Consider the following 10,995-nt stretch of genomic DNA (forward strand, 5'->3'; position numbering starts at 1 on the left):
AAGGTATTTTCCCTTCTACCGCCAAACAGGCAAAAAATGATTACCAGAGGATAAACAATGGAAACTACCGACTCAGAACAGTTCAATGCTTTGCACCAAAGCTGCAAGCCTCTCATTTTGCCCAATATTTGGGATGCTGCCAGTGCACAGCTTTGCCAGGCAGCAGGCGCCCGCGCAATTGCCACCAGCAGTGCCGCCCTCGCCTGGTCACTGGGGTACGCCGATGGCGGCAAACTGCCACTAGCGGAGCATCTGGGAGCCATCAAACGTATTCTGCGTGTTTCCCGTGTACCAGTATCCATAGATCTTGAGGACGGCTATAGCGACAACCCCACACAAGTTGCCGAGCTAGTCAGGACCTTAAGCAAACTCGGTGTAGCTGGAATCAATATTGAGGATGGCAACAAAAATCCGCAACTACTGTGTGAAAAAATTACAGCCATTAGATCTGTCCTGCAGAAACGACCATTTTTTATTAATGCGCGCACCGATATTTATCTGAATGAGGAAGATAACAACGAAGATTCACTCGTAGAAGTAACTCAAAGACTTACACGATATCAAACTGCAGGAGCCAACGGCGGATTTATTCCGGGCCTAACCTCTTTGGAGGATGCCCATTACCTCACAAAAAATATCTCTATGCCCCTTAATTTAATGTTGTTGCCGGGAATGGAAACACCCCTGCAATATTGGAAGGCTGGTATTCACAGACTCAGTAGTGGACCAGAACTATTCCTGTCTATTTATAACCTTTTTTATCAGCTCTCAGGCAATCTAGTAAAGAGTTACTCACCAATAGGAATGTTTGATCATCATCTGGACTATAACCATTTAAATGATGAGGCGATGAAATTATAAAGGCTATCAAATTCGTTCTGAGTACGGATAGCTCTTGAGAAAACCAGCTGCCGACCATTTAATCAACAAGAGTCAGTAGCTGGCGTATCCAATTAAAATATTAAAGAATTAGGCATTATTACTTTTACTCAGAAGGTATAACCAATCCCGAGACTGAATTCACTCTTATCATAGGTATATACGTCTCGATTTTCTTCATTATCGATATGTTGGTATTTCCCACTTACACTGAAATTGGGAGTAATCCTGTACTTTGCTGCCATCCAGGAGCGGACCCGGTCTGACTCGCGCTGGTAGGAGTCAACATTACCTTGACTATCCGTAATGCGGTTTTTCTCACCGTAGAGGCTGCGACGATATTCGATTCCGGTGGATAAATGCCATTTTGGAGAAATTTTCCAGTCTAGGCTTCCCCCCAGCGCATGACGTGCAGGGGAGTAACTATAATAATCGCCCCCGATTTTTTCCTGCCCTTCACGGTCATTATCATCGTAACGGTAGAACAATCTTGTCTCAGTAAAAAATACAGGCCGCTGCCAACTAAGTTCAGCGCGCTGGCGCCACCCATCCAGATAAGCATACTCCTCACCCCCTGAGTAATAGCCCGGACTAAATGTGAAACTTACAAGCGAGCGCCCCCAGGCTTTTGCCATCTTTGCCAGCAGTAATGCCTGCCGGCTGACTGGCTCTCCACCTAAGGTAACCATCTCAGCAGCCAGTCCCAGCTCAGTATTCCAACCCAACCATTGACGATCACGGGAAAGAGCCGTACGAACGCTGGCAAGGTCCAAGTTCTCATACTCCTCATATTTCCGTCCAAATCCGTATCCGTGTACCCGCCAGCCATTATTTTTAGTGCCGCTCAGTCGATATTGGCCCCAGGCAAAAAGCTCCGCAAAATTGTCTGCGCCTATCGTTGAATCCGACAAGATTTCATTGTGCAGCGCAAAGGCATTGTCATCGCGGCCAGCGCTTAGGCTCATCGTTGCCAGCCAGGGCAACTCCTTTTCGCCACGATTATCTCCAGCTAAATAATTCAAGCGATGAGCAGCCATATTTCGTAACTTTTCCGTAGCAGCGCCCTCTCGTACAATGCGATAGTGCTTCGCTGCTATCAAGTTACGTTTATCACGCTCTGCAGCAAGCGCCAAATTGTAACGTGCCAAATCTCGCCACTTGGCATCATTCAACAAACCATGAAAATAAATTGTGGCCGCGGAATAGCGTTTGAGCTTCATCAGGGTAACACCGATGTTATACCTGAGCTTTGCGGAATTGTTACCAGACTCCACCTCAACTTCAAAGTATTTCAGTGCTTTTTTATATTTCCCCTGTTTGAATGCTTCAGTACCTGTATTGAAAGATTCTCCAGCCGTTACCGCCAATGGAGAAAGTATCAGCTGTGCCAAAAGCACAATTCCACCCAAAGTATTCCGCACCACCATTTACCTCTATAAGTCCTTTTATTGGCCATCCATGCATTCAATCAACTATGTATCGGAATCCTCTGGCAAGTTCTCTCGAGCCTGCTCAAAAAGAGCATTGAGATCCACTGTAATTTGCTCACGTATATCCGCAGGCAGGCTATCGAGAATGTCCTGCATCATTTGTTCAATGACTCCCTGTATCTCCGCACCAGAGAGTGCGCTTTTTACCGCCTCCTCAATACCCTCACGGGCTGTTTCAGCTGCGCGTAGGGCCTCCTCTCTTGCAGCCTCTGCCGAGAGGCGTGCATTGGCAATTAATTCCTGATGACGAGCCATAGCTTCATTAACTATTTCCTCAAGTTCTTCACTTTCCCGGCCGCCCTCTTCCCGCGCTGCTGCAACAGCGGCCATTACAGCAGCCATGGTTTCCTCGGCAATTTCCTGCAGATTTGGAGGCAATTCGATATTGTTCATCACATCGAGAGCATCCTCAGTTTCCTCGACTACTGTCAACGTGAGATCCAGATCTGATGGCATGTCCTGCCCCATTACCGACCCCGCATGTAGCACTGCTGCTGTGATACCTACCGCTAATAATCCCTTTTTCCACATTGCCCGTTACCTCCGGCTTTCAGATCAGATCCAATAAATTAGTCATCACACTTTCGAAACTTAAAGCTTGGTTAGGTTTTGACGCAGCAATTTGCTGGACCCGCGATATTTAACCTCAACCAAAATTTCTCCCGCCGCTTTTTCATTCGATATTTTCACTGGTAGTGAAAGACGATTCCTGCCGGCAAAAATATCGGTTTCCCACTGCAAGACTCTTCTGTGCTCATAGCCATCGAATGAAACATTATCTGGTAGCACGATACGGATTATTGCTCCAAGCATTTGCTGTTTACTGTGCAGAACAAAATGCACGGAACGAACTTCCGACAACCTGCTTGGCACTGGCTCCTGGGCTGTGTAATTGGCGACAGGAGACTTGATGCCTGGCAGAAGTACAAACACTGTACTCATGGTGAGAAAAATCAGTGCCACTAATCCAAGGCGCACCAGAGAATCACCAACAATTTTCAGCCCAGATATCTCCGCGCGAAATTCAGGACCTCGTTGCTGTAACGCTCTGCGCAATAACCGTATTTCAAAGCCATTATCTGGCTCATCAAGTGGCAATGCACGTAACTGTCGCCGCAATTCATCATCACTTAACAGATTTACAAATTCTCTTTCCGGCATTGGCTTGTCCTCTACCTGTTAACACGGATGAACCTCACCAATGGTTCCCTCAGTAATAATTTTTTTTAATTTTTTATGGGCGCGATGCAAACGCGATTTTACGGTACCAACATTTATGTCGAGGATTTCTGCCACCTCACTGGCGGTGTACCCTTCCACATCGTGTAAAAGCACAACATCACGCCAACCCGGCCCCAACATTAGCAATGCTCGATTCAAAAGGCGCTCAAGATCCAGGTTGCTACAATGCTCAGATCTTCCATCGCTGCAGCTTTCTACATCCTGCAAGTCGAAACTTTCATCAATTGGCGATGCGCACTGTCTGCGATAAAGATCCACATAGCGGTGATAAAGCACCTTGACTAACCAAGGCCCCAGGCGTTCGGTTTTCTCTAGGATCGAAACTTTATTTAACAAGCCAGACAATACATCCTGTACCAAGTCTTCCGCGTCTACACGACTCCCCGTCCAGCGATAAGCCATGCGATACATGGTGCGAATATATGGGTAAACCAGGCCAGAGAAATGCTCCTGGCTGGAACGTTTGTGAAACAATGCTTTTGGCCAGGTGTACAAACCACTACCCCCGGATTTCTTGGATAATAAAATCGCACCCAAGTGCCTACAAAAAGAGTGACACTGCGCAAGTAGACGAAAAAATCGAAAAGCGTTCGTTGTGCGAGCTGTGCAAGAAATCTAGCAGCGTAGAAATAAGAAGTAGGGAAAAGGTATATTTACGCGTGAACTTGGGTGACGAAGGAGGACCCCGGTAGCCTTAGCCGCCGGGGGTAAGTGTGATAAAGGGGCAAAGAGCAGTGCCTAGCTACTGCGTTGACGCACCGCTTCAAACAGGCAGACACCCGTGGCAACTGAAACATTTAAACTGCTAACCTCACCTGCCATAGGAATTTTAATCAGGTGATCACAGTGTTCACGTGTCAATCTGCGTAAGCCGCTACCTTCAGCCCCCATCACCAATGCCAGCGGGCCTGTCAGTTGGCTCTGGTAAACATCCTGCGTAGCCTCTCCCGCCGCACCAAAAATCCACACGCCTGCCTGTTGCAATTGCTGCAAAGTGCGTGCGAGATTAGTCACTGTGACAAAGGGCAGCACTTCAGCAGCTCCACAAGCAACTTTTCGGGCAGTTGGCGTTAGCCCGGCGGACTTATCCTTAGGAGCAATTACCGCATGAACACCAGCTGCCTCAGCGGAGCGCAGACAAGCTCCCAAGTTATGGGGATCTGTTACGCCATCCAGGACCAGCAGGAAGGGTACCTCACTTTCCTTTTCAAGCTGTTCCAACATCCCCATCAGGAATTTTTCATCGTGGACTTTTGTTTTACCAGCACAAATGGCAATAACGCCCTGATGATTCGCACTCTCATCAACTTTTTCATCCAGGGCACGGCGGTCAACAAAGCGTATGGCAATGTCATTTTTATCCGCCTGTTGAATAATTTTTTGTAAGCGTTGGTCTTTACGGCCACGCAATAACATCAGCTCCCGCACATGCTGTGGGGACCCTTTTAACAACGCCTGCACCGCGTGCAGGCCATACACCAGTTCTTGGCTCAATTTAATCCTCGATCACTATTTCTTTTTGCTTTTAGAAGAAGTTTTCTTCTTCTTTTTTACTTTGCCTGCGCGGGTCTTGGCCTTTTCTGCTTTCTGCGCCGCTTTGCGCGCAGCTACCGCAGGGCGCTTCCCACCTTTACGCGTAGGTGTACGCTTGCTGCCGCGACGCTTGACTGGAATATCTGTTTTTTGTTGATCCCCAGCCTCATCATCTGTCTTTTTCCTCGCAGAAGAAGATTTGCACTGCGCAGACTCCTCAACCAAAACGGTTTCTTTAGAGCCAACTTTACGTTTGCGGAAAGGGGCTACCTCCGTAGAGGTTTCCGCATGCTTAGCCCAGGGGTTAGATACTGCTTTACTTCCCATTTTCTTCTTCTGTTTGCTCCGACGTTCTCGCTCCTGCTGGTGCTCTACCGCCATTTCCATCGCTCGAGCACTAACCCTGGTAGCCTCTTCCTTTTTACTCGCCGCTCTATTTTGTTTACTGCGCGGTATCAACCCCTCAAGGATAAAATCGACCTTACGTTCCTCCAGGTCGACTCTTGCTACCTGTACAGTAACCGAATCGCCAAGGTGATATCGCTTGCCACTGCGCTCACCAATCAGCCGCTGATGAGCCTGCTCAAAGCGATAATAATCCTTCGGTAACGCAGTCACATGAATCAACCCCTCCACATAGAGGTTATCCAATTCAACAAACAAACCGAAACCGGTCACTGCACTGATCACCCCCGGGTAGACTTCGCCTACATGATCCTGCAAATATTCACACTTAAGCCAACTAACCACATCCCGTGTGGCGTCATCAGCGCGTCGCTCAGTCATGGAGCATTGCTCACCAAGCTGTAACATCGCTGGCATATCGTAAGGCAGTATCTGCTCCCGGCCGATAGGCTTGGCACCCGGCACTGCATGAACCTTTTTGGCTACAGCTTGCTCATTGGCGCTTCCATTACGAACCAACCAGCGCAGGGCTCTATGCAACAAGAGGTCGGGATAACGACGGATAGGTGATGTAAAGTGAGCGTAAGCTCGATAATCCAAACCAAAGTGGCCGCGATTTTCCGGCTGGTATACCGCCTGGTTCATGGAGCGCAGCAGCATCACTTGGATAATATGAGCATCTGCACGGCCCTCAATCTGCTCTAGCAACTCCTGGAAATCTCTGGGCTGAGGTTCGGCTCCACCTGGCAGACGCAGCCCCAGCTCCCCCAAGTATTCGCGCAGGTTACTGAGTTTTTCTTCCTTGGGAGCATCGTGCACACGGTAAAGTGAAGGCAGCCCTGATAGTTCCATCAGGTTCGCCGCACAGACATTAGCCGCCAACATGCACTCTTCAATTAGCTTGTGGGCATCATTTCGCTCAACAGGAATAATGCGCTCAATTTTGCGATTACTGTCGAAGAGAATACGGGTCTCGGTTGTCTCAAAATCGATAGCCCCACGACGGTCACGAGCTCCACGTAATGCCAGATACAAGTCATGCAGGTTATCTAGATGCGGAGTAAGAGTCGCAAACTGCTTCCGCGTACCGCTAGCCCGGTTATCGCGTTCTGCGAGTATTTGGCCAACCTGGGTATAGGTAAGGCGGGCATGACTGCGCATCACACCCTCGAAGAAACGGTAATTAAGAATTTCACCGGTTCGATCAATATGCATCTCACACACCATGCACAACCGATCTACCATTGGATTGAGAGAGCAGAGTCCATTGGATAATTTTTCCGGCAACATGGGCACCACGAAATCGGGGAAATACACTGAATTTCCACGACTGTGCGCCTCCTCATCCAAAGCGGAACCAGGGCGCACATAATGAGACACGTCGGCAATTGCCACCAGGAGCTTCCAGCTGTCATCTGCTTGCAACTCGCAGAAGACGGCATCGTCAAAATCTCGTGCGTCTTCACCATCAATAGTTACCAGAGGCAACTGGCGCAGATCTACTCGCGCCCTCTTGTCCTCCTCCAGCACCTCATCAGCAATTGCATCCACCTCTGCCTGAAGAGCGCCGGGCCACGTATGCGGAATTCCGTAATTGCGAATTGCGACATCAATCTCCATACCCGGCGCCAAGTGATCACCGAGCACCTCAATGACTTCTCCCTGGGGCACACGGTCACGCCCCGGTTGAGTCACGATTTTCACTACCACATACTGGCCGTGTTCCGTCCCCTCGGCATCCTCCGCCGCCACCATAATATCGAGATTAATACGGGGATTGTCAGGCCGCACAAAGCAGATGCCATTTTCCCGATAAAAGCGTCCAGCCAATTGCTCGGTGTTATGTTTAATAACCCGAACCACCGCACCTTCTCGCTTACCACGAAAACCGCCCGGGGTTTCTCGTACCAGGACTTCATCGCCATCAAATACTTTTCGCATCTGCCGGTGAGATAGAAACAAGTCCGTACCGCCATCACCGGGGATAACGAACCCGAAACCATCGCGGTGGCCAATAACACGACCGCGAACCAAGCTCATTTTATCCAGCACACCAAAATCGCCAGCGCGATTACTGGCAATCTGTCCATCACGAGACATAGCAATCAGGCGACGGCGTACCCCTTCCCGACGATCTTCGTCCTGAAGCTCCAAAAGCTCCGCTACTGCCTCCCAAGGCACAGGTCCAGCCTGTTGCTCTAAAAGCTGCAGTAGAAATTCACGACTAGGAACAGGTTTTTCATATTTCTCCGCCTCGCGCTGAGCATGCGGATCAGAAGCAAGGGGCTCTGAGGTATTCTTTTGTGTCAAAACAGCATCCGTTGTTGAGGTAGCCACCAACTATATGGTGACATCCGGAGGTTATCCGGTTAAAGGCAGGCGGCAGAGATAGAGAGTAATTGATCAAGATTTCGCCGCTATTGCACGCATTATAAGCGATTTCGCCAAATTTCCCCTAGCATCAGATGATATGTTGAAATAGGCGCAACAAAACCGTTGACACCCCCCTTCCGGATCCTTATAGTTCGCGTCCTCAACGAAACACACGTTGATTTGCCCAGGTGGCGGAATTGGTAGACGCGCTAGCTTCAGGTGCTAGTGACCTAACGGTCGTGGAGGTTCAAGTCCTCTCCTGGGCACCAATTCCTAAAAGGCTGACTCGAAAGAGTCGGCCTTTTTTTGTTGTGAAATACTTAAACTCTTAGCAAGTCTTCCTCCTTGATCCCTACCTTCTTCTGTTAAACGTCTTCCCCAAATTGCTGTAGTTAAGAGAAATAAAAAAGCCGGTCCTCAAGGGCCGGCTTTTTACTCAGAGAATAACTTTAATTACCGAGATAAATCAGCCCCCTGCACTGCCAGCCAAAGGTACTATCTCACCGATAACGTCAGCAGGTGCCTCGCTGACCCCCTCATCCAGCACTGCATCAAATTCCGAGCCTGGAACAGGTTCACCACCAGCAGAAACTGTAGAGGGCAATAGCTCCCCAGACTTAAGTCGCATCTCAGGAGAGTTCACTGCATCCACACCGCTACTATATGGTTTAACAGCGCTGAAAATTGCCGGGTCAACTTGGGTAAAATCCTCTACCGCATTTTGTACCGCAGATTTCAGCCCTTGAGAGGCCTGAGACCCTGCTATCGATTGAAGCTCATCACCAGTACTGGTAACGGTAGGGACTTGGCCAATAAAGTCCGGCTCATAGTAACTTACTGAATAAATATCCAGAGTGTCAGATACATCCAATCGTAAAGGATTAACTGACTCACCGATAATCGTCCACAGCTTCGTATCTGTGCCTAACTTCACAGTAGAGGCCGTAATATGGGTATCACCATATGTCTCGGCGGTTAGTGCTCCAAAGTTTGAGCTGGCCAATTCCACATTACCCCGGCCTGCATTTATCTCATCAATAACCAGGTCTCCCTGGGATAAAACACTGATATTAATATCTGCACCAGATGTCGCTATAGCAAGGGTATTCACTTCAACTTCAATATTTACATCACCAGCAACAGTCAACTCAGCTCTGCTAGCCTTAAGGCTGCCACCAATAGTATCCGATGAGCTGCTAGTAATATTAATATCGCCTTCACCATCATATCCAAGGCGCACACCACTGGCAGCGAATATGAGTCCGGCCCCATCCAAATTAAAGTTACTGGAATTATCTCCTCCATTTACGAAATCAAAACCTAAATCTGTCTCCAGTGTGAGCGAACCATCGGTATTATCCAGATATTCAAAACCGTCAAATATAAAATTACCTACAAGGTTACCGTTTGAATTTATCTGCCAAGTGGCCCCAGAGAGATTGTATTGGAAGGAGTCATTCCCACTTCCACCGGATAACTGTGTATTTTGAGCACTATCCGCATCTACTTGCACATAGTCATCACCAGCACCCAACGACACAGTACTGATAGTGGTTCCAGCCAATAGCACTGAATCATTGCCTGCCCCTGTATCAATTTCGGTGAGCGTTCCGCCTGACAGTTTGAACTGGTCACCCCCTCCACCAGCAAAAATAGATTCTACACCGCTGAAGATCAGGGTTTCGCCCGCGCTACTGACACTCTGTTGAGAGTCGCTAATATTCCATTCAGCATCTATATCTGCACCATAGATGACATCACTTCCGCTACCGGCAGTTAGACTTTCCAAGCCCTCAAAAGTCACTCCTCCAATGGTCATCGTATCCAGAGCACTGAACAGGTATTCACCGCTTACATCTTGTCCTACATATGTTCCTGCACCTTGAACTAGTTCGAGATTCTCAAAAACTACAGTTAAACTATTTACCAGAGCTTCAGCTCCACCATTTACCAGTGAGTTATTTGAACTTGTTGATGTCCAAACTGCCCCATCTGAGCTAACGGAATCGTTCCCGCCAGCACCATCTATTGTTTCGAGCCCGGTAAAATCAATTCCGGCCACACTGATATCGCCAGTAGAGCCCAACACGAAATCATCATTATCCTCGGTACCTAGCAATAAACTACCCGCACCGGTGGTGTTTACCGTCTCCAAGCCACTGAAGTTAATCCCCGCAGTTTTAAGAGCCTGGGCTCCTTGCAATTCAAAAAGCGCTGAGTCGTTAGTATTTGTCAGGACAGGAGTATTAGCGCTGAAGATGCCGCTAAATATAAGCGAGCCTGCAACAAGCTGATTTTCAGTCTCGGTTAGTGCTAATCCATCACTATAGGTACTGGCATCCAAGCTGTCCTCACCGCCATTGCCATCCACCGCTGACATACCAGTGATGGTCATACCATACACTTCAACATCTCCATCAGACACTAAAGTAAATGCATCTGCATTACCTGTGCCCAACAAATCTGCATTATTTACAGTAAGGGTTTCTACACCAGAAAAACTTATGCTGCTATTAGTGGCCTCGAAATTACTCCCCGCAAGAACCCAGTCTGCACCACTAGCCCCAACAACATTATCACTGCCTCCCTGCGCATCTACACTACCAACGCCGCTAAAGGCAATACCGTAACTTGTAACTGCATTGCTACCATCAACCACAAAATTGTCAGCATTACTGGTGCCGAACAATGTTCCTGTGAGAGCGGTAAAAATGCCATCAAAAATCAAACTCCCGGCCGATACTTGGTTATCAGCTCCAGTAAGAGCAAGACCATCAGCAAAAGAAACTGCATCCAGGCTGTTATTTCCTCCCTGGCCATCCACTGCAGACATTCCAGAGACAACCATTGAATAGGCTTCAACATCGCCATCAGACTGAAGAATAAATGCATCTGCACCGCTACTACCCAACAAGCTGGCATTGACCGCGGTGAGGGACTCTACATTGGAGAAGGTAATACTGCTGTTGCTGGCTTGTTTGCTACTGCCGGTTAAGATCCAGTTGGCACCATCGGCACCGATCACACTGTCACTGCCATCCAGGGCATTGATCGTGCTCAAGCCGCTGAAGGC

Annotated in this window: 8 protein-coding genes and 1 tRNA gene; 2 read left to right on the plus strand and 7 right to left on the minus strand. The window is 48.4% G+C overall.

The annotated features are described in order from the left end of the window. The first annotated feature begins 57 nt into the window (after window positions 1-57). Window positions 58-861, plus strand: coding sequence for an isocitrate lyase/PEP mutase family protein (locus G367_RS0103075; protein ID WP_020411630.1), 804 nt, complete (start codon window positions 58-60; stop codon window positions 859-861). Window positions 862-989: 128 nt separating this feature from the next. Here the strand turns inward: G367_RS0103075 and G367_RS0103080 are convergent, their stop codons facing one another. The 6 genes from G367_RS0103080 to rnr all read right to left on the minus strand — a co-directional run bounded on the left by G367_RS0103080 (window position 990) and on the right by rnr (window position 7,859). After that, window positions 990-2,270 carry a hypothetical protein gene (locus G367_RS0103080; protein WP_157533306.1) on the minus strand — a complete coding sequence of 427 codons (1,281 nt, stop codon included), beginning with the start codon at window positions 2,268-2,270 and terminating at the stop codon, window positions 990-992. Between the two features lie 81 nt (window positions 2,271-2,351). Then, on the minus strand, window positions 2,352-2,900 hold the full coding sequence (locus tag G367_RS0103085; RefSeq protein WP_020411632.1) for a hypothetical protein: 549 nt from the start codon (window positions 2,898-2,900) through the stop codon (window positions 2,352-2,354). A gap of 60 nt (window positions 2,901-2,960) precedes the next feature. After that, on the minus strand, window positions 2,961-3,530 hold the full coding sequence (locus G367_RS0103090; protein ID WP_020411633.1) for a hypothetical protein: 570 nt from the start codon (window positions 3,528-3,530) through the stop codon (window positions 2,961-2,963). A gap of 18 nt (window positions 3,531-3,548) precedes the next feature. After that, a complete protein-coding gene (locus tag G367_RS0103095; protein WP_020411634.1) occupies window positions 3,549-4,106 on the minus strand; it encodes an RNA polymerase sigma factor in 558 nt (185 codons plus the stop codon). Window positions 4,107-4,349: 243 nt separating this feature from the next. Beyond that, window positions 4,350-5,105 carry a 23S rRNA (guanosine(2251)-2'-O)-methyltransferase RlmB gene (rlmB, locus tag G367_RS0103100; RefSeq protein WP_020411635.1) on the minus strand — a complete coding sequence of 252 codons (756 nt, stop codon included), beginning with the start codon at window positions 5,103-5,105 and terminating at the stop codon, window positions 4,350-4,352. Between the two features lie 15 nt (window positions 5,106-5,120). Then, window positions 5,121-7,859, minus strand: coding sequence for a ribonuclease R (gene rnr, locus G367_RS0103105; protein WP_020411636.1), 2,739 nt, complete (start codon window positions 7,857-7,859; stop codon window positions 5,121-5,123). Window positions 7,860-8,104: 245 nt separating this feature from the next. Here rnr and G367_RS0103110 point away from each other — a divergent pair. Continuing rightward, window positions 8,105-8,191: transfer RNA gene (locus tag G367_RS0103110), tRNA-Leu, on the plus strand. Window positions 8,192-8,388: 197 nt separating this feature from the next. Here the strand turns inward: G367_RS0103110 and G367_RS26410 are convergent. Continuing rightward, window positions 8,389-10,995 (minus strand): beta strand repeat-containing protein (locus G367_RS26410; RefSeq protein ID WP_020411637.1); only part of this gene is annotated, 2,607 nt, incomplete at its 5' end.

The organism is Microbulbifer variabilis ATCC 700307 (genome assembly GCF_000380565.1).
Taxonomy (GTDB): domain Bacteria; phylum Pseudomonadota; class Gammaproteobacteria; order Pseudomonadales; family Cellvibrionaceae; genus Microbulbifer; species Microbulbifer variabilis.

Excerpts from the sequence above, each read along its gene's own strand:
- G367_RS0103075 (WP_020411630.1), top strand. The coding sequence starts at position 58 with ATGGAAACTACCGACTCAGAACAGTTCAATGCTTTGCACCAAAGCTGC.
- G367_RS0103085 (WP_020411632.1), bottom strand. The coding sequence starts at position 2,900 with ATGTGGAAAAAGGGATTATTAGCGGTAGGTATCACAGCAGCAGTGCTA.
- G367_RS0103090 (WP_020411633.1), bottom strand. The coding sequence starts at position 3,530 with ATGCCGGAAAGAGAATTTGTAAATCTGTTAAGTGATGATGAATTGCGG.